The following is a 20,751-nucleotide window of genomic DNA, read 5'->3' on the forward strand; positions in this document are numbered from 1 at the left end:
TTAGACTGGGCGCCTCGCCTCGCGCCCCCGGACCCGCATGAACGCCCGCCTGTTCCGCTTCGGCATCAACCTGTGGCCACCGTTCCTGTTCACCGGCATCCATGTCACCCGCATCACGCCCGATTACCGGCAGATCGACGTCGAGCTGCGGCTGCGCCCGTGGAACCGCAACTACGTCGGCACGCATTTCGGCGGCAGCCTGTTCGCGATGACCGACCCGTTCTGGATGCTGGGCCTGCTGCACATCCTCGGCCGTGACTACTACGTGTGGGACCGGGCCGGTGCGATCGATTTCCTCAAGCCTGGCCGGGGCACGGTGCGCACCTCGTTCCGCATCGACGATGCGCTGCTGGCCGAACTGCGTGCCGAAGCAGCGGGCGGCGAGAAGGTGCTGCGCTGGTTCAGCAACGACGTCGTCGACGACAGCGGCGAGGTGGTCGCCCAGGTGCGCAAGCAGGTCTATCTGCGGTTGAAGCCACACGCGCGCTGATCCGGCGCGGGCGCTGTCCTCTGCTGCCCTGCCAGGGAGGCTCCGATGCGCCCGTATGCGCGTGTGCACCTGCGGAGCGAAGGCAGCCGCGAGGATGACGGGGACAGCGCGCACTGGCCGCCGCTGCTCAGTCGCGCGCGGCGGCGGCCGGGGCGTCCCCCGCCACCATCGGTACCGACAACCATGGGCTCTCGTCGGTGCTGCGCGGCGCTGAGCGCCGCGGTACCTGCAGGCGGCGGCCATCGGCCGACAACTGCGGTGTCCGCACCTGCGAGCGGAACTGGGCAGGCAAGCGCTTCAGCGCATCCACAGGGTCCTCGGCCTGCTGTCGCAGCCAGCGTTGCGCACCGATCAGCCGCACCATCGCGGCAGCATCCTGGGGCCGTGACGAATAGGCCGGATAGGCCGGGCCCGCGATATCGGCCAGCACGCACCCCATGATGTTCGACAGGCAGCCGAAGTCATGCTGCGGCGGTGCCGGCACCGGCAGCGGGCGATCCGCCTCCAGCGCGGTCATCGCCGCCGCGCCACAGGCCCAGCCCAGGTTGCCCGCCACACGCGCCAGGGTGCTGCTGCGATCGAGTACCAGCACACCACCGAACTCCTGCGCCGAGGTTTCGATCGCAGCCCTGCTCATCGCATACTCGCCCTGCATCGCACGGCACAGGCTCTGTTCGGCGGCCCGCATCGGCTTCATCGCCTGCTCGCATTCCGCAGGCAGCGGCTGGTCGGCCGGCAGTTCAACCAGCATGTCGGCCAGCAGCTGGGCATTGGCCTGCACCAGGCTGGCACCGATGATGCTCTCCACCAGGTAGCTGCCGCCCGTCACCAGCCGGCGGCCCAGCTGCAGCCCGCGGCAACTGCCACGCAGCGCACCGTCGATATCACCCTGCACATAGGCCAGCGCGCGTGCGCTGGTGGCGTCGATCACCAAGCCATAGGTCGGCATCGGCACGAGGATGCCTTCGCCTTTGGGCCGGAACGGCGACACGAAGTGATCCGCATCGGCCAGCTGGTCCAGGCGCGCATGCAGCTGCTGGTGGCCAGCGTGGGCATCGACGAAGCGCTGCGGGTCCGCGCGCACCTGGGCGAGGCAGTCACTGGCGGTCGGTCCGCAGCTGGCCGAAGGCCGTGATTGCAGCTCGACGTGGTCCTCTGCCAGCTGCGGACGGGCGCCGCCATTGCCGCGCGGATCCGCCTCCCAGCGCTGTACGTCCCGGACCAGCGCCTGATCGCGCTGGCCCGGGTCGAGATCGTCGAACGCGAGTGTCCACAGCAGCGCAAAGCCGTTGCGGCCATCAGCGGGCAGGCGGGCCTGCAACCGCTGCTGGGCCTGCAGCCGTGATTCCGGCACGGGCCACATGCGCGAGGCACACCACGCCACGATGGCCAGCACCAGCAGTCCTGCCAGGGCCCAGCCCAGTCCGCGCAGAATCTTCAACACAGCTTCCCTTCCATGCATCGTTGCCGCAGTCGATCCCCCAGCGTAATCGACCGGCTGTGGCCGCTACAATGCGCGCATGTCGCTCGAAGCCCCCGCCCTGGTCCCCCGCCCCTCCCTGCAGCGCCTGTTCCTGACCGGCCTGCTGACCCTGCTGCCGATCTGGCTGACCTGGGTCGTGGTCAAGTTCGTGTTCGTGCTGCTGTCGGGCATTTCCAGCCCATTGGTGGTGCCGCTTTCCGAGCAGATCGCGACAAGCTTCCCGCATTACCTCGGCTGGGTCCGTGCCGAGTGGATCCAGAACACCATCGCCCTGCTCGCCACCCTGCTGGTGATCCTGGCGGTGGGCGTGGCCAGCCGCCGCGTGCTCGGCCAGCGCCTGCTGCGCTGGGTCGGCGCGGTGATCAAGCGCATTCCGCTGGCCAGCATCATCTACGACAGCGCCAAGAAGCTGCTGGACATGCTGCAGACCGAGCCGGGCAGCACCCAGCGCGTGGTGCTGATCGATTTCCCGCACCGCGACATGAAGTCGGTCGGGCTGGTCACCCGCGTGATCAAGGAACAGGGCACCGACCGTGAACTGGCCGCGGTGTACGTGCCAACCACGCCGAACCCGACCTCGGGTTACCTGGAGATCGTGCCGGTGGAGCTGCTGACCCCGACCGACTGGACCGTCGACCAGGCCATGAGCTTCATCATTTCCGGCGGTGCCGTCGCACCGTCCAGCGTTCCGTTCACGCGCGCAGGCGAACGCAGCGAATGACCACCGCGGCGCCAATCGAGCGCCCGCTGCAGGACCGCGCGGTCCTGCTGTTCATCGTGCTGGCCGCGTTCTTCTGCGGCAACGCCGTGCTGGCCGAACTGATCGGGGTGAAGATCTTCGCGCTGGAAGACACCCTCGGCATTGATCCGCTGAACTGGAACCTGTTTGGCCAGACCGGTTCGCTCAGCTTCACCGCCGGTACCCTGCTGTGGCCGGTGGTGTTCATCATGACCGACACGATCAACGAGTTTTTCGGCAAGCGCGGCGTGCGCTTCATCTCGTGGTTGGCCGTGGTGCTGATCGCCTATGGCTTCCTGTTCGCCTTCGCAGCGATCTCGCTGGCGCCGGCCAGCTGGTGGGTCACCTCGATGGACGGCCACGGCGTGCCGGACTACCAGGCGGCATTCGCAGCGGTGTTCGGCCAGGGCATGTGGACCATCGCCGGTTCGCTGGTGGCCTTCCTGCTCGGCCAGCTGATCGACGTGGCCGTGTTCCACCGCATCCGCCAGGCCACCGGCGAGCGCCACGTGTGGCTGCGTGCGACCGGATCCACCGCGATCTCCCAAGTGGTGGACAGCTTTGTAGTGATCTGGATCGCCTTCGTGCTCGGCCCGCAGCACTGGCCGACCTCACTGTTCCTGGCCGTCAGCAGCGTCAACTACATCTACAAGATGGGCTTTGCGGTTGCCTTGATTCCACTGCTGTACCTGATGCGGCGTGCGATCACCCGCTACCTGGGCGCAGACAGGGCCGCCGCGCTGCGCGCCGCCGCCGCGGCTGACTGAAGCCCCAGCGACGGCAAGCTGACTGCGCCTTCACGCTGGCCGTACGCGGCCGGATCGTGCAAGCTCCACGGTCTGTGTTCCACGGAAGCTCCTGATGCCGCATCGCACCCGCGCCCTGGCCGCCGCCATTGCCGCGTTGTTCCTGTTCAGTGCCGTACCGTCGGCCGAAGCAGCGAAGAAAAAGGCCAGCCGCCCTGCCGCCGCGCAGACCCGCCAGGCTGCCAAGCCCAAGGCCAGGCCCGCCCGCGTCACCGCGCCGGCGCGTGGCAGCTCGGCGCGCCGCGCCGCGCCGCGCCCGGTCGCCCCGGCCCGGGCCGTACCCAAGCAGGTGCAGCTGGAGCGCCTGTACGACGAGTACTGGGATGCCTCAATGCGGTTGAACCCGCTGCAGGCCACCTTCCAGGGCGAGGCCCGCTACAACGACCAGCTGCCCAACATCCTGTCCGCCGCCTGGCGCCAGCAGTCGCACGACTTCACCACGCAATGGCTGGGCAAGGTCGAGAAGCTCGGCAGTGACGGCCTGCAGGGCCAGGACCTGCTCAGCTACGAGATCTTCGTGCGCGACGCGCGCGCATCACTGGCCGCCGAGCGCTACCCGAGCTGGATGATGCCGATCAGCCAGTACTACAACATCGGCAGCATCATGGCGATCCTCGGCTCCGGTGCGGGCGCACAGCCATTCAACACCGTGCAGGACTACGACACCTGGTCACGCCGTTCGCTGGGCATTCCCGAGCTGTTCGACCAGGCCATCGACAACATGCGCCAGGGCATGAAGGCCGGCGTGGTGCAACCACGCGACCTGATGGAAAAAGTGCTGCCGCAGCTGGATGCGGTGATCAAGCCGACCGCCGAGGAGAGCATTTTCTGGTCGCCGATCCGCACCATGCCGAACACCATCCCGGCTGAGGACAAGGCGCGCATCAGCGCCGAATACAAGCGCATGATCGAGCTGCGCATCATGCCGGCCTACCGCGCCCTGCGCGGCTTCATCGCCACCGAATACCTGCCGGCCACACGCACCAGCAGCGGCCTGGGCGCATTGCCCGATGGCCAGGCCTGGTACGCCAACCTGATCGTGCAGACCACCGCCAGCGACCAGACCGCCGCACAACTGCATGCGCTGGGCGAACAGCGCGTGCAGGAACTGCAGGCGCAGATCGCCACGGTGATGAAGGACGCCAAGCTGCGCGGCTCTCCCACCAAGCTGCTGCGCAGCATGCGCAACGACCGCCAGTTCCAGTACGGCGACGCCAACGCGCTGATCAACCGCTACCGCCAGGTGCAGCAACAGGTCAGCGCACGCCTGCCGCAGGTGCTGGATACCTTGCCGCAGGCACCGCTGGAGGTCCGTGCGGTGGAACCGGAACGTGCACTGACCGCCGCCGCTGCCGCCTATCAGCCGTCGGCGGCCGGTCAACCGGGCGTGCTGTACATCAACACCCGCGACCTGCCCAGCCGAAAGCGCTGGAACGTGCCGGTGCAGTACCTGCATGAAGCGATCCCGGGCCACCACGTGCAGCTGGGCCTGCAGCAGGAGCTGGCCAAGCTGCCACGCTTCCGCCGCCTCGGTGGCGATCTCGCCTTCGTCGAAGGCTGGGGCCTGTACGCAGAAACGCTGGGCGAGGATCTGGGCATCTACACCGATCCCTACGACCGCATCGGCTACCTGTACTCGCGCCTGCTGCGCGCCGCCCGCGTGGTGGCCGACACCGGCGTGAACGCCCAGGGCTGGAGCAAGCAGCAGGCTGTCACCTACCTGCAGAAGACCGTGGACATGAGCAGCGACGATGCCAACGCCGAAGTCGAGCGGATCATGGCCCAGCCCGGCCAGGCGCTGTCGAATGTCGCCGGCCTGACCACCATCGTTGCCCTGCGCGACAAGGCCAAGGCACGCCAGGGCGCCGCCTTCGACCTGCGCCGCTTCCACGCCGAACTGCTGAAGGACGGCTCGATGCCGCTGGACGTGCTTGACCGCAAGATGGAACGCTGGATGGTTCAGCCGGCCAGCACTACGCCCACGCCTTCTCCTTGACCCCTCCGGAGCCACCATGCGCCCTGCCGTCGCCCTGTTCGCCGTCGTGCTGGGCCTGCTGCCTTCAACGGGTATCGCCGCACCGGTGCTGACGCCACCGGATGCGGGCATCGACGGGCTGATGCAGGCCTACGACGGCCAGGTACCCGGTGCTGCAGTCCTGGTGCTGCACGACGGGCAAGCGGTGTTCCGCCGTGGCTACGGCCTGGCGGTGGTGGAGGACGGCACTGCGGTCACCCCGGCCAGCAACTTCCGGCTGGCCTCGGTCAGCAAGCAGTTCACCGCTGCGGCGGTGCTGCTGCTGGTGGAGGATGGCCGGCTTGGGCTGGATCAACCCGCCCGGCAGTGGCTGCCCGAACTGCCACCGGCTGCCGCGGCCATCACGATCCGCCAGCTGCTCTCGCACACCGGCGGCCTGCTCGACTACGAAGACCTGATGGATCCGGCTGACACTCGGCAGGTGCATGACGCCGATGTGCTGACCCTGCTGTCACGCCAGGACCGGCTGAAGTTCGCGCCGGGCACGCAGTACCACTACAGCAACAGCGGCTATGCGCTGCTGGCACTGATCGTCGGCCGTGCCTCCGGCCTGGATTTCGCAGCCTTCCTGCAACAGCGCATCTTCCGCCCGCTAGGCATGGCCCACACTGTGGCCCATCAGGACGGCATGGATACCATCGCCGCACGCGCCTATGGCTACAGCTGGATCGATGGCCGCTGGCAGCGCACCGACCAGAGCGCCACCAGTGCCGTGCTCGGCGATGGCGGGATCTACTCCTCGCTGGACGACCTCGCCCGCTGGGATGCGGCGCTGTACGACGACCGCCTGCTGTCGAAGGCCTCGCGCCGCGCGATGTTCAGCCCGGCCACATCGACATCCGAACCGGATGTGCCGCACTACGGCTTCGGCTGGCGCCTGAACGGCCCGGTGCAATGGCACAGTGGCGAAAGCATCGGCTTCCGCAATGTGGTCGTGCGACACCCGGAAAAGCACCTGACCGTGATCGTGCTGACCAACCGCAACGCCCCCGAACCTTATCCGCTGGCACTGAAGATCGCCCAGCGCTGGCTGGACACCCTGCAATGAACACTGGTTCCGACGCCCTGCTGGGCATCCACCATGCGGCACTGATCTGCAGCGATTACGCGCGTTCAAAAGACTTCTACGTCCGTATCCTCGGCCTGCGCGTACTGGCCGAGAACCACCGCGCTGCGCGCGATTCCTGGAAACTGGACCTGGCCCTGCCCGACGGCGGACAGCTGGAACTGTTCTCATTCCCCTCGCCACCGCCCCGCCCCAGCCGCCCGGAGGCCCAGGGCCTGCGCCACCTCGCGTTCCGGGTCGCTGCGCTGGAGCCGTTCATCGAACGCCTGGCCAGCCACGGCGTGGACTGCGAACCGATCCGCGTGGACGAATACACCGGCCGCCGCTTCACCTTCTTCGCCGACCCCGACGGCCTGCCGCTGGAACTGTACGAAGTCGGTTGACGGCCCTGGGGTCAGATCCCTTTTCCGACGGAAAAGGGATCTGACCCCATCGCCGCCACCGGAAACGTCATCCACGCGTGGATCTACCGTGTCGACCAAGGTCGACACCTACCAACAGCCGAAGGAATTTGTCAGAGGTGGGGCGGTGTGGGTGGGCAGGACCGTTGGCGCCATGGATGGCGCCATCGAGCCCCCAAGGGTGAGGGCGCTTTGCTTGCGAAGCACTGCTTCGCAAGCGCCCGAACGCCCAGCCGCCAGCGGCTGGGCCGGACCGCGGAGCGGAGTTTACGGCGTGTCCTGCCCACCCACACCGCCCCGCCATCCCACGGAATCCCGCCGTTGAGGTTGCCGGCCAGCGGCCGGCACTACCGCGGGTGCAGGGCGCAACCCTGCAACGCCCCCCTTCCCCATACTCCGCCGAATGGGTATACAGTCGACCCATGCCGGCACCGTGCCGGAATGAACCCTGGGAGGGGACCATGCGCAAGACCTTCAAGACCCTGCTGCTGGCATTGCCGCTGTGCCTGGCCGCGCTCTCGGCGCAGGCCGCCGACGGCGCCGCCGGCCGCTGGAAGACCATCGACGACAAGACCGGGAAGGTGAAGTCGATCGTCGAGATCACCCAGGCCCCCAACGGCACGCTGACCGGCAAGGTGGTCGACATCCTGCACTCGGACAAGGGCCCGAACCCGGTCTGTGACGGCTGTGAAGGCGCCAACAGGAACAAGCCGGTGAAGGGCATGACCATCCTCTGGAACCTGAAGGCCGACGGCGCCAACAAGTGGTCCGGCGGCACCATCCTCGACCCGGCCAACGGCAAGACCTACAAGTCGAAGATGGAACTGCAGCCCGGCGGCACCCGGCTGGACGTGTCCGGCTGCATCGCCTTCATCTGCCGCGCGCAGACCTGGCAGCGCGAATAAGCGCCCCGCACCTGCTTCAACCCCGTGACCCGGCCCCGGCCGGGTCACGTCGTTGCGGGCATGCGATACTCTGCGGTTCCCCTCGGATCCACCCGCGACCATGACCCGTACCGCGCTCGTCACCACCGCCCTGCCCTACGCCAACGGCCCGCTGCACCTGGGCCATCTGGTCGGCTACATCCAGGCTGACATCTGGGTACGTGCGCGGCGAATGAGCGGCGGCAGGACCTGGTTCGTCTGCGCCGATGACACCCACGGCACGCCGATCATGCTGGCCGCGGAAAAGGCCGGGGTCACCCCGGAAACCTTCATCGCCAACATCCAGGCCAGCCACGAACGTGACTTCGCCGCCTTCGGCGTGGCCTTCGACCACTACGACTCGACCAATTCGGCGGCCAACAAGGCGTTGACCGAGCAGTTCTACCTGAAGCTGGAAGCGGCCGGCCACATCAGCCGCCGTTCGGTCGCGCAGTTCTACGACCCAGCCAAGGGCATGTTCCTGCCCGACCGCTACGTCAAGGGCATCTGCCCGAACTGTGGCAGTGCCGACCAGTACGGCGACAACTGCGAAGTCTGCGGCGCGACCTATGCACCGACCGACCTGAAGGAGCCGCGTTCGGTCATCTCCGGCGCCACGCCGGAAATGCGCGATTCGGAGCACTTCTTCTTCGAGGTGGGCCACTTCGATGCGTTCCTGCGCGAGTGGCTGGCCGGCGATGTCGCCCTGCCGGGCGTGAAGGCCAAGCTGGGCGAGTGGCTCAATGCCGAAGGCGGCCTGCGCGCGTGGGACATCTCGCGCGATGCGCCGTACTTCGGTTTCCAGATTCCCGGCCAGCCGGGCAAGTACTTCTATGTCTGGCTGGACGCACCGATCGGCTACCTGTCCAGCTTCCAGACCCTGTGCGGCAGGATCGGTGAGGACTTCGAAGCGCACCTGCGTGCCGGCACCGCCACCGAACTGCACCACTTCATCGGCAAGGACATCGTCAACTTCCACGGGCTGTTCTGGCCGGCGGTGCTGCACGGAACCGGCCACCGCGCGCCGACCCGCCTGCACGTCAACGGCTACCTGACCGTGGACGGCGCCAAGATGAGCAAGTCTCGCGGCACCTTCGTGATGGCCCGTACCTTCCTCGATGCTGGCCTGGAGCCGGAAGCGCTGCGCTACTACTACGCCGCCAAGTCCGGCGGTGGCGTCGACGATCTCGACCTGAACCTGGGTGACTTCATCGCCCGCGTCAACGCCGACCTGGTCGGCAAGTTCGTCAACCTGGCCAGCCGCTGCGCCGGCTTCATCAGCAAGCGCTTCGACGGCCAGCTGGCCGCGCAGCTCCCCGATGCGGCGCAGTACCAGCGCTTCGTCGATGGCCTGGCGCCGATCCGTGAAGCCTACGAGCGCAACGACCCGGCCGCGGCGATCCGCTTGACCATGACCCTGGCCGACGAAGCCAACCGCTACATCGACGACGTCAAGCCGTGGGTCATCGCCAAGCAGGAAGGCGCCGATGCGCAGCTGCAGGCCGTGTGCAGCCAGGGCCTGAACCTGTTCCGCGTGCTGGTCACCGCCCTGAAGCCGGTGCTGCCGGCCACCGCCGCGCAGGCCGAGGCCTTCCTCGCCGCGCCGGTGAATGACTGGACCGAGCTGGCGCAACCGCTGCTGGGACACCGCATCACCGAGTACACCCCGCTGTTCACCCGTATTGACCCGAAGAAGATTGACGCCATGATCGACGCCTCCAAGGACACCCTGCAGCCGGCGGCTGCCGCTGCCCCCGCCGCCAAGCCGGCCGCCCCGGCTCCGGCCCCGGCCAAGGACGAAGCAATGAGCGCCGACGCGTCGGCCTACATCGGCATCGACGATTTCGCCAAGCTCGACCTGCGCATCGGCAAGGTGCTGGTCTGCGAGTTCGTGGAAGGTTCGGACAAGCTGCTGCGCTTCGAACTGGACGCCGGCGAGCTGGGCAAGCGCCAGATCTTCTCCGGCATCCGTGGCAGCTACGGCGAACCGGAGAAGCTGGTGGGCCGCAGCGTGGTGTTCATCGCCAACCTGGCCCCGCGCAAGATGCGCTTCGGCCTGAGCGAAGGCATGATCCTGTCGGCCGGCTTCGACGGTGGCGCACTGGCGCTGCTGGACGCCGACAGCGGCGCGCAGCCGGGCATGCCGGTCCGCTGATGCCTGCAGCGGGCGTGGTTACGGCCACGCCCGCCGGCAGCTCCGGCCCCGGGAGGCAACGCGATGGGAAGCAACGCAATGGAACTGGCGCTGTTCGACTTCGACCACACCGTGACCACCTGCGATACCTATGGCCGCTTCCTGCGCCGCGTGGCCACCGCCGAACAGCTGGCACAGGCATGGTGGAAAGTCGGGCCGTGGCTGGCCGCGTACAGGCTGAAGCTGATCTCGGCCGAACGCATCCGCGCCCGCGTCACCCGCCTGACCTTCAGTGACCGCCACAGCGATGACATCGCCACGCTGGCCGCCGGCTTCTCGCGTGAGTTCCTGCCCGACGTGGTGCGCCCGGAAATGCTGGAGCAGATCCGCTGGCACAAGGAACAGCAGCACACCGTCGTGATCGTGTCCGGCTCGCTGGACCTGTACCTGCGGCCGTGGTGCGAGCAGCTGGGCCTGCAGCTGATCTGCAACCGGCTGGAAAGCCAGGACGGCCGCCTGACCGGCCGTTACGCCGGTGGCGACTGCGGTCCGCGCAAGGCCGAGCACATCCGCCGCCAGTTCGATCTGTCGCGCTACGTGCGCATCCATGCCTACGGTGACAGTTCCGAAGACAAGCCGATGCTGGCGCTGGCCCACGAGCGCTGGTTCCGCGGCAAGCCCCTGAAATAACCCAACGCGCAGCCTCCGCCACGCATGAGCCTGATCCCGCCCCTGACCGAACGCCTCGACCGCCTGCTGCCGCAGACCCAATGCGGGCAATGCGGCTATGACGGCTGCCGCCCGTATGCGCAGGCAATGGCACGTGGCGAGGCGGGTGTGGACCGCTGCCCGCCGGGTGGCGACGCCGGTGCACGGGCGTTGGCGCAGGTGCTGGGCGTACCGGCGATTCCGTTCGATCGTTCGCGCGGCGAGCACAAGGCGGCCCAGGTGGCGTTGATCGTCGAAGCCGACTGCATCGGCTGCACCAAGTGCATCCAGGCCTGCCCGGTGGACGCCATCGTCGGCGGCGCCAAGTACATGCACACGGTCATTGCCGACCTGTGCACCGGCTGCGAGCTGTGCATCCCGCCGTGCCCGGTGGACTGCATCGAGCTGGTGCCGCTGTAACAGGGGTCAGATCCCTTTCCGCAGGAAAGGGACCTGCCCCCATCCCGCAGTTACGGCACCGCTGCCGTCACCACGATCTCGACCTTCCACTCGGCGTGGGCGAGCTTGGCTTCGAAGGTTGCGCGGGCCGGGGTCGCGCCCTCGACCACCCACTCGTCCCACGCCTTGTTCATGCCGTCGAAGTCGGCGATGTCGGCCAGGAACACTTCCGCACGCAGCACGTGCTGGCGATCGCTGGCGACCAGCGCCAGCAGCTTGTCGATCTCCGCCAGCACCTGCCGGGTCTGGCCGGTGATGTCCTGGCTGGTGTCTTCCGGAATCTGGCCGGAGAGGTAGGCGACCTTGTTGTACACGGTCATTTCGGACATGCGCGGTCCGACGTCGTAACGCTCCATCATGGGCGTGGCTCCTGCGGGTGATCAGGCCCGCATTGTCCTCCAATCCGGTCAACGGTGGGTGCACGGGTCCCCCGCGCGACACGTCACTACCGGGCTCCGACACATCCGCTGGTCAAATGGCGGTGACAGGCGCACGATGCGCCACGCCCCGCGTTGACACCGCACTCGCCCCTCCTGACGCACCCTTGCGCCGATGACCGCAGCCACCAACCCCGCCGCCGCTTCCTCCACCCCGGCATGGAAGCGGGTCCTCACCATTGTCGTTCCCCTGCTGATCCTGTCGCTGGCCCTGCATGGCCTGGCCAATGAATTCGATGAGCACGGCTACCGCGCCATCCGCCAGGCATTCCGCCAGCTCAGTGGCCTGCAGATCACGCTCACCGTGATGCTCGGCCTGGCCAGCTACGCCTGCCTGATCGGCTTCGATGCCATCGGCCTGCGCCGCAGCGGCATCCGCGTGCATCCGGCACGCATCGGCATCACCGCCTTCCTTGCGCATACACTGGGCCAGACCGTGGGCTTTGCCGCGCTGACCGGCGGCGCAGTGCGCCTGCGTGGCTACCGCAGCGCCGGCCTGGATCTGGCACAGATCGGCCAGGTGGTGCTGATGAGCACGCTCGGTTTCGTATTCGGTGCGTGGCTGTTGATCAGCGTGGCGCTCTGCATGGAACCGGCAGCAGCGGCGTTGGCATTGCCACTGAATCCCGATGCCGTGCGCATCGTCGGCATCGTCGCCCTGCTCGCCTATCTGGGTACCGTGCTGCTGGTCGGTCGCGATGGACGGCAGTTCAGCGTGTTCGGCCATACGTTGTGGCTACCCGACCGCCGCACCATGCTCGGCGTCACCGTGCTCAGCGTGATCGAGCTGGTGCTGGCCAGCGCCGCGTTCTATGTGCTGCTGCCGGACTCGACGCCCACCGGCCTGCCCGGCTTCGTCGGCCTGTACCTCGTCGCGGTACTGGCCGGCCTGGTCTCGACCGTGCCGGCCGGCCTGGGCGTGTTCGAATGGAGCCTGTTGAAGCTGTTGCCGCAGGTGGCACCGGCGGCGGTGCTGGCGGCCGCGTTGATCTACCGCGTGACCTATTACGTACTACCGCTGGTGCTGGCCACGTTGCTCGCCCTTGCGCCCGCGCTGCGCCAGCCGCTGCAGGCCAGTGCCGGGGCAACCCGCGCCGGCTGGAACGCACTGCGCCCGTGGTTGCCGCAGATCATCGCGCTGGCGGTGTTCAGCATCGGCGCCGCGCTGGTCATCGATGGCACGCTGCCCACGCCACGCCGGCACCTGGTGAACGCCTCGCTGCCGATCCTGGAAACCTCGCACCTGATCGGCAGCCTCAGTGGTGTCGCGCTGCTGCTGATCGGACAGGGCCTGGCCCGGCGCAGCCACGCGGCGTGGATGCTGGCGATGGCGGTGTGCGTGGTCACCCCGCTGCCGCTGTGGCTGCGCGGTGGCCAACCGTTGATCGCCGTCTCGGCGGTGCTGGTGGCGATGGCGCTGTGGGCCGCGCGCCGCGAGTTCTACCGCCAGGGTGCGCTGCTGGATGAAGCCTGGTCCTGGCCGTGGCTGCGCAATCTGGGCCTGGTGCTGGTCGCGGTCACCTGGCTGCTGTTCTTCACCTACAGCCATGTCGAGTACCAGAACGAGCTGTGGTGGCAGTTCGCGGTGTCGGGCAACGCACCGCGCGCGTTGCGCGCGTTGCTGGTGGTGGCCATCGCGCTGGTGATGTTCGGCCTGGCGCGGCTGCTGCACAGCACCCGCAGCCCGCTGCCGGCCGCCGACGAGGCCACGCTGCAATCACTGGCGCCGGTATTGGCCGGCGCCACCGATACCCAGGCCTGCCTGGTGCTGACCGCTGACAAGGCAGTGCTGCGCGATGAAGCGAAACTGGGCTTCGTGATGATGCAGCGCTATGGGGGGTCGCTGATCGCGATGGGCGACCCGGTCGGCCCGCCGGACGTCGCCCGCGCATTGATCTGGCGCTTCCGCGAGGAAGCCGACCGCCTCGGCCTGCGCCCCGTCTTCTACCAGGTCGGCGAGTCCTACTGGCAGACCTACCTTGACCTCGGCCTGGGGCTGGTCAAGCTGGGCGAAGAAGCGATGGTGCCGCTGCATGATTTCGGCCTGGAAGGGCGCGAGCGCGCCGACCTGCGCCAGGCCTGGAACCGGGGCAAGCGGGGTGGCCTGTCCTTCCGCGTGGCGCCCGTGGAGGAAGTTCCCAGCCTGCTGCCGCGCCTGCACGCGATCTCCAACGCATGGCTGGAAGACAAGGCCGGCGACGAAAAGGGCTTCTCGCTCGGCAGCTACGACCCGGATTACCTGGTGCGCTTCCCGGTGGCGCTGGTCGAGGCCGAAGGCCAGATCGTGGCCTTCGCCAACCTGTGGCAGGCACCGGCAGGCGCCGAGCTGTCGGTGGACCTGATGCGCCACGTCAGCGAAGCACCGAAGGGCACGATGGACTTCCTCTTCATCGAGCTGTTCCTGTGGGGCCGCGCACAGGGCTATGCACGTTTCTCGCTGGGCATGGCGCCGCTTTCCGGGCTGGCACAGCATCGTCTGGCTGGCCGCTGGAACCGCCTGGCCGGCCTACTGGCGCGGCATGGCGAACGTTTCTACGGGTTCAGTGGCCTGCGCCGCTTCAAGTCGAAGTTCGATCCGCAGTGGCGGCCGCGCTATCTCGCCGCGCCTGGCGGCATGCACCTGCCGGCGGCGCTGCTGGACGCCACGCGCCTGATCTCTCTGGACCCGCGGCGCAACTGACGACCCGCACCACCCGACAGGTGTCGACCTTGGTCGACACGCCAGCGCCGACCAAGGTCGGCATTTTCCAGCACGCTGGCCAGCGTGGCCCGGCGCTACGCCCCGCCCTTGAGGATCACCTCGGCCAGCCGATCATAGTCACCGCCGAAATGGTGGTCGCCCGGCAGCTTCACCCGCTTCACGCCGTCATTGGCCGGCAGGTCCGGGCACAGTGCGTCCTCGTCCTTGTCGCCGTATACGCACAGGGTTTTTTCCGCCGGCAGCCTGGCCACCTCCGGTGCGATCGGCAGGCCATCGCCGCCACCGCCCAGCCAGTTGCTGACGTGGAACTCGAAGTCGGCCTTCCTGCCCACCGACAGCAGCACGATACGATCCAACGCTGCGCGGGTATCGGCGTCGAGCTGGTTGATGGTCGCCGGCAGCACGTCGGCACCCTGCGAGAAGCCGATCAGCATTACCTTGTCGCGGTGCCACTGCTGGCGGTAGTGGTCGATGATCTTCTGCAGGTCAGCGGCGAAGCCCTTCGGCGTGCGCTCGCTCCAGAAGTAGCGCAGCGAGTCGATGCCGACCACGGCCACGCCGTGCTCGTTGAGCGACGACGCCACGTCCTTGTCCAGGCCGGCCCAGCCGCCATCGCCGGACACGAACACGGCCAGCGTGTCACCGTTGCCACTCGCCGGCACTTCCACTATCGGCAGGTCCTTCAGCGCTGCCGGTGGCGGTGCCAGGCTGACACCCGCCTGCGCACCGATCACGCGCGCCGCGGCGACCAGACCCGGCGACGCATCACCGCGCGCGGTGCGCTTGAATTCGCGCGCCATCGCCACCTGCTGCACGAACTGGCTGGCCTCGCCCACCTTGCAGCCGTGATCGCCAGCGGCACTCAACCACGGAAAATTCAGTTCGGCGGGCTGCAGCGTGTTGTGCTTCACACCATCGCCGCAGACCATGCGCTCATGGTTGTGGTCCGGGCAGAAGCCGGTGGTCAGCAGGCCGGCAAACACCTGGGTGTCGGCCTGCGCCGCGAGCGAATAGGCCATCTCGGCACCCTCGCCGTCACCGCCGACCAGCGGCAGGTGGTAGCCGGGCAGATGCAGGGACGCCTGCAGCCAGCGCGAGAAGTTCTCGACGTCACCGGCGCCGAACGAGCAGGTCGGATCACCCTCGCGCTTGAGCACCCCGCGCAGGTGCGCGATGTCCACAGCGGCAACCATGGCGCCGTCGGCACGCAGGGCTTCGATCGGCAGGCGGCTGGTGTCACCCCCTGGGGTGGGTTCGTGGAACCAGATCACCACCCGCTGCGGCGTGCCGGCCGGCATGTGCACCGGAATCTGCTCGAACCGCCCGTGGCTGAACTGCTGCACGTTGGCCGCCGCCATTGCCGGCAGCGCCGCCAGCGCCAGAACCACACCCATTGCCCTGCCCAGCCCTGCACGCTTCATATCGCATCCCCGATGGAATGCGCACACGATACGCCGCCACCGCGTGCACGGCACGTACCGGTGCAGGCCGTTGGCGATTCAGTCGGCCGTGGTACGCCGACTGCGCCGGTACAGTGCCAGCGCCAGGTACAGCAGCCAGCCTACGATCACCACGATCACGACCTTCTGCCCCAACCCGCGCGGCGGCCCGCCACGCCACAGCACATGCAGCCACAACAGTACGAACGCCAGCCAGGCCCAGCCCCAGAGCAGGCCCGCGGCGGACTGCCAACCCGGTTCGCGGCGCAGGTACCAGGCCTGCAGCAGCATGCCGACGCTGGCACACAGGAACGCAGTGTTGGCCGCCAGCCCATGGATGAACGGTGCCAGCAGCGGCGTCGCTTCCGGCAGCCAGCTGTCACCGATGGCGACCGTGGCCAGGCCCAGCGCCGAGACAGTGAAGAGCAGCGGCGCCGCCGCGCTGCGCCGCGGGCCGACGCTGCCCCGGTAGAGGCTGATGCCGAGCAGGGCGATCGCCAATGCCAGCAGGCAGTAGGCCGCGCGCAATGCCAGCCCCCACGGCCCGTGCAGGTAGAGGCTGAGCGTGGCCCGCACCCAGTCCAGATCAGTGCGTGCGAACTGGGTCCACAGCGCGGTGGCCACGAACAGCAGCAGCGCCGCCAGCGCCAGCAGTGCCGCTGGGCGCGCGCGGCTCATGCGGACGCCTCCGGGTGCCGCGCCAGCCATTCGGCCAACGCCTTGCGATAGCGCTGCAGCTCGTCGGCATACAGGTCCAGCACGCACAGCGGGCAACCGCTGCCGCAGCATTCGTTCGGACCGGGCTCTTCCGGCGGCAACGGGCGGGGATCGGGATCAGGGACAGACACGGTTGGAAGCGGCAATCGGTGGAAACAGGCCCCAGTGTACCGGGCTGGTTCAGCGGCCCAGCTGCCGGCGCAGGTTGTCGCGCGCGGCCGCGTCGAGTCGCTGGTGGAAGAATTCGCTGAGGAAGATGCGCGGTGCACGCAGCAGGCCCTGCAGGAAACGGCGGCGGCCGGCGCGATAAAGGAAGCCCGGCACCACGCCCTTGTACTCTTCGGCCACGCCGCGGTCATAGGCGCTGAACACCGGTTCCGGCGCGGCCAGGATCGCCATGTCGCAGTCCAGGAACAACGCGGCCTCGGCATCGACATCGTCCAGGCCGAGCTCGCCATGACGGGCAGTCAGCAGGATCAGCTGCTCGACCCGGGCCGCGTCGACCGTGGCAAGTTCCGGCGCCTGCGCGATCACTTGCAGGGCCAGCTGCGCCGAACGCGCCTCATTGTCCTTTCGCCCCGCCACATAGATCGCATCGTGGTAGAGCGCGGCCAGGTAGACCTCGGCCGGCTGCTGCCAGCCTGGACCGTCGGCAACCTCCTGGCAGTGCTGCAGCACCGCACGCACGTGGCCGAAGTGATGGTAGGCACGTGGTGGCGTCGCATAGTTGTCCTGCAGCGCCTGCCACTGCGCCGGAGCGAGCGTCAGCGGGGAGAAGTCCATGACCGGATCATCCCGCCTGCGCCGGTGGCGGGCAAGCTGGCCATTTTTTCACCACACCCTCACAACGCCCTTCGCACGGGGCCCCAACGCGGTTGTCCACAGCTTTGTCGAGCGCTGGTCCACACCGGCTGTGGATGAACGCGCGTACCGACCAGCGGTCACTGCAGGGGGGCGCGCACAGGTCTACACTCGCCTCAGGCGGGAGCGCCCGCCGCTGCCGGGAGCCGTCATGTACCGTCCTGCCGCCCGATCCGTTCTGCTCGCACTGGCCGCATTGGCGGCACCCTCCGCGATCGCACTGAACCCTGGCGCGAACGAAGTCCCTGCGCTCACTGCCAGCACCGCCGCGCCGACGATTCCGACGCCGCAGCAGGTGTTCGCGATTCCACCGGCCATGCTCGATATGCTGCACACCCAGGTGACCCGTCGCAGCTATTCGCGCGAGCAGCGCCTGCAGGCGCTGGTGGAGATGATCTTCGACCGCCATGGCATGGACCTGCAGTACGACGCCGACGCGACCCTTACCGTCAGCGAGATCTGGCAGCAGCGACGCGCCAACTGCCTGGCCTTTACCCTGATGTTCGTGGCGCTGGCACGCGAAGCCGGCATCCAGGCGCGCGTGCAGGAGGTCGGCCAGGTGGTGTCGTGGTACCAGGACCAGGCCCAGGGCCTGGTCTACAGCGTAGGCCACGTCAATGCCGGGGTCGGCTTCGCCGGCCGCTTCGCCACCGTCGATCTGGATCGCAATGTGCTGTACGACCGCCGCGGGCCGCTGCCGATCAGCCAGGCGCGGGCGTTGGCGCACTTCTACAACAATCGTGGTGCCGAGCGCATGGCCAGCGGCGACCTGGCGGGCGCACGTACCTTCTTCGATACCGCGCTGGCGCAGGACGACAGCTTCGCTGCCACCTGGAACAACCTGGGCGTGCTGGAAAATCGCACGGGCGATACCGCCGCCGCGCGACGGGCACTGGAAAGGGCGCTGCGACTGGACGGCCGCCAGGATGCTGCACTCACCAACGCCAGCGCCCTCTACCGCAAGCTCGGCATGATTGCGCAGGCCCAAGCACTGGAGCAGCGGCTGCAATCGGTGCAGCGCGAAGACCCGTTCGCGCAGTACATGCTCGGTGCCGAGGCCGAACGCGCCGGGCAACTGCAGCAGGCGATCCGCTATTACCGGCAGGCCGTGCGCCTGTACGACACCGCGCACCAGTTCCACTTCGGGCTGGCGCGGGTCTATTTCCTGGCGGGCCAGCTCAAGCACGCCGATCGTGAGCTGCTGCGTGCACAGGAACTGGGCGGGGCGCCGCAGCAGGCGCGCTACCAGGCCAAGCTGGACAGCCTGGCCCGCTGGCGCGCACGGCAGCAGGCCAGGCGCTGAAGGCCGGTCAGGCCTTCTTGAGGAAGCAGGTCTTCAGGACCAGGCCCTTGATCTTGTCCGAATTGCCTTCGATGTGCTCGGCATCGTCCTCGACCAGGCGGATGTTGCGGATCACGGTGCCCTGCTTGAGCGGGATCGAGGAGCCCTTCACCTTCAGGTCCTTGATCACGGTGACGGTGTCACCGGCCTGCAGGGTATTGCCGTTGCTGTCACGCACGACCAGGGTCGAACCGGCACTTTCCTCGGCGGTCCATTCGAAGCCGCAGTCGGCGCAGATCCACAGCGCGCCATCGGCGTAGGTGTTTTCCAGGGTGCACTGCGGGCAGGCGGGGGCAGAAGACATCAGCAAGTACCTCAAAGTGAATCAACAGCCGCCATTGTAACCGCCCGGCTCCCCTGGCCTTTTCCGGGCAGTACGCCGCGACCTCCTTGACCCGGCCCGGAACAGGAAGCTGCGGGACCTTGCAGTCGGCGGCGAACTGCAGCAGAGTGCGCGGCCCCTGATCGCCCCCGGAACTCCCCATGCGCCTCGGCATCGACTTCGGTACCAGCAACTCCGCCGCCGCCATCGTGCATGAAGGGAAGCTGCTGCCGATCCGCTTCGGCGACGCCGAGCAGTTCCGGACCAGCGTGTACTTCCCCGGCGTGGTGCCCGACCCGGATGACTTCCAGCTCGATGACGGCCAGGAGCACCAGCTGCAGCAGATGATCGACAGCGCTGCGCGTGCGGCGCGCGCCGCCGGCCAGGAACGCACGCCGCAGGCGCTGCGCCGCGAAGCCCTGCGCGCGCTGCGCCGGGAATGGATGGAGGCCCGTGCCGGCAAGGAACGCAGTGCCAGCGACCTGCTGCAGAATGCGGTCTACGGTGACGAAGCGCTGGAAGCCTATTTCGAGGAACACGAAGGCAACCTGGTGCAGAGCCCGAAATCGATGCTCGGCTACAACCTGCACCCACGCGCCAAGCAGACCATCACCGGCATCGCCGCGCACATCCTCGAACACATCCGCCTGACCGCCAGCGCCCAGCTTGGCCAGCCGCTGCGAGCGGCCCTGCTCGGGCGTCCGGTGCAGTTCCGCAGCTCGATCGGTGCGGCCGGCAATGACCAGGCGCTGGACATCCTGCGCGAAGCCGCCCGCCAGGCCGGTTTCGACCAGATCGATTTCCTCGAGGAACCGGCCGCGGCGGCCATGCACTATCACGCCGAAAGCCGCGAACGGCACCAGGCCGTGATCGTCGACATCGGCGGCGGTACCACCGATATCGCCCACGCCGAAGTCGGCGGCGACGACGCCCCGCGCATCCACCGCGCCTGGGGCATCGCCCGCGGCGGTACCGACATCGACCTGGCGCTGAGCCTGTCCAGCTACATGCCGCTGTTCGGCCGCGGCATCACCCGCGTGCCCGCCCACCACTACGTGGAAGCGGCCACCGTGCAGGACATGACCCGCCAGCGCGACTTCCGCCAGCACAAGTATGACCATGTCGACAATCCGTGGGGCGCGCGCCTGCAGGCCCTGCAGGACACCGGCAATACCGCCCGCCTGTACCGCGACGTCGAGCGCGCCAAGATCGCCCTCAGCGCCGCCAGCGAACATCGCAGCACGCTGGACTACATCGCCCGCGACCTGCATGCCGACAGCAGCGCCGACGGCCTGGCCGCAGCCGCCCATGGTTATCTGGAGCAGCTCCGGGAGCTGCTGGCCCAGGTCCGCAGCGACATCGGCGGCGACCCGGACGCGGTGTTCCTGACCGGCGGCATGTCCCGCGCCGGGTATCTGCGCCAGGCCGTTGCGGAGGCCTTCCCGGGCGCCCGCATGGTCCACGGCGAGCCCTCGCTGGGCGTGGTCCAGGGCCTTGCGCTGGCGGCAGCCAGCCAGGATTAACAAAACGTTACGCGATCCAAGTTACTCTTGGTCGGCTAGAACCCTGCTGTACCTTCCACCGGCCACGCCGGTGTGTGTCCACGGTGCAGCCTGGCCCGCCCTGCGGGCCTAGCGGCCATGCCTTCCTGGCTCGTTCATGGTCCGCGTACCACCGGAGCCGCCATC

At 68.1% G+C, this 20,751-nt stretch carries 20 protein-coding genes; 13 read left to right on the top strand and 7 right to left on the bottom strand.

Annotation, left to right across the window (positions count from 1 at the left end):
* Nucleotides 1-37 precede the first annotated feature (37 nt).
* Complete coding sequence (locus ACUDTM_RS07125) at nt 38-490, top strand: DUF4442 domain-containing protein (RefSeq protein ID WP_072168538.1); 453 nt, start codon at nt 38-40, stop codon at nt 488-490.
* Nucleotides 491-617: 127 nt separating this feature from the next.
* On the opposite strand, the gene ACUDTM_RS07130 is transcribed toward ACUDTM_RS07125, so the two are convergent.
* The gene (locus ACUDTM_RS07130; RefSeq protein ID WP_088496125.1) at nt 618-1,934 is read right to left on the bottom strand and encodes a hypothetical protein; all 1,317 of its coding nucleotides are present in this window, start codon (nt 1,932-1,934) and stop codon (nt 618-620) included.
* 76 nt (nt 1,935-2,010) lie between these two features.
* On the opposite strand from ACUDTM_RS07130, the gene ACUDTM_RS07135 reads away from it, so the two are divergent.
* From ACUDTM_RS07135 to rnfB, 9 genes are all read left to right on the top strand, one after another.
* The gene (locus tag ACUDTM_RS07135) at nt 2,011-2,694 is read left to right on the top strand and encodes a DUF502 domain-containing protein (RefSeq protein ID WP_227836920.1); all 684 of its coding nucleotides are present in this window, start codon (nt 2,011-2,013) and stop codon (nt 2,692-2,694) included.
* On the top strand, nt 2,691-3,479 hold the full coding sequence (locus tag ACUDTM_RS07140) for a queuosine precursor transporter (RefSeq protein WP_061479667.1): 789 nt from the start codon (nt 2,691-2,693) through the stop codon (nt 3,477-3,479). Before ACUDTM_RS07135 ends, ACUDTM_RS07140 begins: the two co-directional genes overlap by 4 nt.
* A 94-nt stretch (nt 3,480-3,573) precedes the next feature.
* A complete protein-coding gene (locus tag ACUDTM_RS07145; protein ID WP_088496127.1) occupies nt 3,574-5,514 on the top strand; it encodes a DUF885 domain-containing protein in 1,941 nt (646 codons plus the stop codon).
* Nucleotides 5,515-5,530: 16 nt separating this feature from the next.
* Nucleotides 5,531-6,601: a serine hydrolase domain-containing protein gene (locus tag ACUDTM_RS07150; RefSeq protein ID WP_088496128.1), complete on the top strand. Its 1,071-nt coding sequence runs from the start codon at nt 5,531-5,533 to the stop codon at nt 6,599-6,601.
* Complete coding sequence (gene gloA2 / locus ACUDTM_RS07155) at nt 6,598-7,002, top strand: SMU1112c/YaeR family gloxylase I-like metalloprotein (protein WP_072169114.1); 405 nt, start codon at nt 6,598-6,600, stop codon at nt 7,000-7,002. The genes ACUDTM_RS07150 and gloA2 overlap by 4 nt, the downstream gene beginning before the upstream one ends.
* Nucleotides 7,003-7,481: 479 nt before the next feature.
* The gene (locus ACUDTM_RS07160; RefSeq protein ID WP_049415741.1) at nt 7,482-7,925 is read left to right on the top strand and encodes a DUF2147 domain-containing protein; all 444 of its coding nucleotides are present in this window, start codon (nt 7,482-7,484) and stop codon (nt 7,923-7,925) included.
* A gap of 100 nt (nt 7,926-8,025) precedes the next feature.
* Complete coding sequence (gene metG / locus ACUDTM_RS07165; protein ID WP_072169113.1) at nt 8,026-10,098, top strand: methionine--tRNA ligase; 2,073 nt, start codon at nt 8,026-8,028, stop codon at nt 10,096-10,098.
* A gap of 78 nt (nt 10,099-10,176) precedes the next feature.
* On the top strand, nt 10,177-10,767 hold the full coding sequence (locus ACUDTM_RS07170) for an HAD family hydrolase (protein WP_151355457.1): 591 nt from the start codon (nt 10,177-10,179) through the stop codon (nt 10,765-10,767).
* A 24-nt stretch (nt 10,768-10,791) separates the two neighbouring features.
* Nucleotides 10,792-11,205, top strand: coding sequence for an Rnf electron transport complex subunit RnfB (rnfB, locus tag ACUDTM_RS07175; protein WP_151355456.1), 414 nt, complete (start codon nt 10,792-10,794; stop codon nt 11,203-11,205).
* Nucleotides 11,206-11,255: 50 nt separating this feature from the next.
* On the opposite strand, the gene ACUDTM_RS07180 is transcribed toward rnfB, so the two are convergent.
* The gene (locus ACUDTM_RS07180) at nt 11,256-11,603 is read right to left on the bottom strand and encodes a RidA family protein (protein WP_005418155.1); all 348 of its coding nucleotides are present in this window, start codon (nt 11,601-11,603) and stop codon (nt 11,256-11,258) included.
* Nucleotides 11,604-11,796: 193 nt separating this feature from the next.
* Here ACUDTM_RS07180 and mprF point away from each other — a divergent pair, with 193 nt between their 5' ends.
* A complete protein-coding gene (gene mprF, locus ACUDTM_RS07185; protein WP_445391227.1) occupies nt 11,797-14,361 on the top strand; it encodes a bifunctional lysylphosphatidylglycerol flippase/synthetase MprF in 2,565 nt (854 codons plus the stop codon).
* 95 nt (nt 14,362-14,456) lie between these two features.
* On the opposite strand, the gene ACUDTM_RS07190 is transcribed toward mprF, so the two are convergent.
* The 4 genes from ACUDTM_RS07190 to ACUDTM_RS07205 all read right to left on the bottom strand — a co-directional run bounded on the left by ACUDTM_RS07190 (nt 14,457) and on the right by ACUDTM_RS07205 (nt 17,321).
* Nucleotides 14,457-15,803 carry a virulence factor family protein gene (locus ACUDTM_RS07190; RefSeq protein ID WP_072169110.1) on the bottom strand — a complete coding sequence of 449 codons (1,347 nt, stop codon included), beginning with the start codon at nt 15,801-15,803 and terminating at the stop codon, nt 14,457-14,459.
* Nucleotides 15,804-15,881: 78 nt separating this feature from the next.
* A complete protein-coding gene (locus tag ACUDTM_RS07195; RefSeq protein ID WP_072169109.1) occupies nt 15,882-16,499 on the bottom strand; it encodes a DUF998 domain-containing protein in 618 nt (205 codons plus the stop codon).
* On the bottom strand, nt 16,496-16,669 hold the full coding sequence (locus tag ACUDTM_RS07200; protein WP_061480629.1) for an oxidoreductase-like domain-containing protein: 174 nt from the start codon (nt 16,667-16,669) through the stop codon (nt 16,496-16,498). The genes ACUDTM_RS07195 and ACUDTM_RS07200 overlap by 4 nt, the downstream gene beginning before the upstream one ends.
* Before the next feature lie 49 nt (nt 16,670-16,718).
* Nucleotides 16,719-17,321: an HD domain-containing protein gene (locus ACUDTM_RS07205; RefSeq protein WP_188240756.1), complete on the bottom strand. Its 603-nt coding sequence runs from the start codon at nt 17,319-17,321 to the stop codon at nt 16,719-16,721.
* A gap of 229 nt (nt 17,322-17,550) precedes the next feature.
* Here ACUDTM_RS07205 and ACUDTM_RS07210 point away from each other — a divergent pair, with 229 nt between their 5' ends.
* Nucleotides 17,551-18,702, top strand: coding sequence for a transglutaminase domain-containing protein (locus tag ACUDTM_RS07210; RefSeq protein WP_188240755.1), 1,152 nt, complete (start codon nt 17,551-17,553; stop codon nt 18,700-18,702).
* Nucleotides 18,703-18,709: 7 nt separating this feature from the next.
* Here ACUDTM_RS07210 and ACUDTM_RS07215 read toward each other — a convergent pair whose 3' ends face one another.
* Entirely contained in the window at nt 18,710-19,045 is a 336-nt protein-coding gene (locus ACUDTM_RS07215; RefSeq protein WP_010482882.1) for a zinc ribbon domain-containing protein YjdM, read from the bottom strand.
* Nucleotides 19,046-19,224: 179 nt separating this feature from the next.
* On the opposite strand from ACUDTM_RS07215, the gene ACUDTM_RS07220 reads away from it, so the two are divergent.
* Nucleotides 19,225-20,586 (top strand): Hsp70 family protein, encoded by a 1,362-nt coding sequence (locus tag ACUDTM_RS07220; RefSeq protein WP_065185477.1) that lies wholly within the window; start codon nt 19,225-19,227, stop codon nt 20,584-20,586.
* Nucleotides 20,587-20,751: the final 165 nt, after the last annotated feature.

Source organism: Stenotrophomonas maltophilia group sp. vghtpe118, from assembly GCF_052605195.1.

Coding starts and splice junctions, on each gene's coding strand:
- ACUDTM_RS07125 (WP_072168538.1), top strand. CDS start 38: ATGAACGCCCGCCTGTTCCGCTTCGGCATCAACCTGTGGCCACCGTTC.
- ACUDTM_RS07135 (WP_227836920.1), top strand. CDS start 2,011: ATGTCGCTCGAAGCCCCCGCCCTGGTCCCCCGCCCCTCCCTGCAGCGC.
- ACUDTM_RS07140 (WP_061479667.1), top strand. CDS start 2,691: ATGACCACCGCGGCGCCAATCGAGCGCCCGCTGCAGGACCGCGCGGTC.
- ACUDTM_RS07145 (WP_088496127.1), top strand. CDS start 3,574: ATGCCGCATCGCACCCGCGCCCTGGCCGCCGCCATTGCCGCGTTGTTC.
- ACUDTM_RS07150 (WP_088496128.1), top strand. CDS start 5,531: ATGCGCCCTGCCGTCGCCCTGTTCGCCGTCGTGCTGGGCCTGCTGCCT.
- gloA2 (WP_072169114.1), top strand. CDS start 6,598: ATGAACACTGGTTCCGACGCCCTGCTGGGCATCCACCATGCGGCACTG.
- ACUDTM_RS07160 (WP_049415741.1), top strand. CDS start 7,482: ATGCGCAAGACCTTCAAGACCCTGCTGCTGGCATTGCCGCTGTGCCTG.
- metG (WP_072169113.1), top strand. CDS start 8,026: ATGACCCGTACCGCGCTCGTCACCACCGCCCTGCCCTACGCCAACGGC.
- ACUDTM_RS07170 (WP_151355457.1), top strand. CDS start 10,177: ATGGAACTGGCGCTGTTCGACTTCGACCACACCGTGACCACCTGCGAT.
- rnfB (WP_151355456.1), top strand. CDS start 10,792: ATGAGCCTGATCCCGCCCCTGACCGAACGCCTCGACCGCCTGCTGCCG.
- ACUDTM_RS07180 (WP_005418155.1), bottom strand. CDS start 11,603: ATGATGGAGCGTTACGACGTCGGACCGCGCATGTCCGAAATGACCGTG.
- mprF (WP_445391227.1), top strand. CDS start 11,797: ATGACCGCAGCCACCAACCCCGCCGCCGCTTCCTCCACCCCGGCATGG.
- ACUDTM_RS07190 (WP_072169110.1), bottom strand. CDS start 15,803: ATGAAGCGTGCAGGGCTGGGCAGGGCAATGGGTGTGGTTCTGGCGCTG.
- ACUDTM_RS07195 (WP_072169109.1), bottom strand. CDS start 16,499: ATGAGCCGCGCGCGCCCAGCGGCACTGCTGGCGCTGGCGGCGCTGCTG.
- ACUDTM_RS07205 (WP_188240756.1), bottom strand. CDS start 17,321: ATGGACTTCTCCCCGCTGACGCTCGCTCCGGCGCAGTGGCAGGCGCTG.
- ACUDTM_RS07210 (WP_188240755.1), top strand. CDS start 17,551: ATGTACCGTCCTGCCGCCCGATCCGTTCTGCTCGCACTGGCCGCATTG.
- ACUDTM_RS07215 (WP_010482882.1), bottom strand. CDS start 19,045: ATGTCTTCTGCCCCCGCCTGCCCGCAGTGCACCCTGGAAAACACCTAC.
- ACUDTM_RS07220 (WP_065185477.1), top strand. CDS start 19,225: ATGCGCCTCGGCATCGACTTCGGTACCAGCAACTCCGCCGCCGCCATC.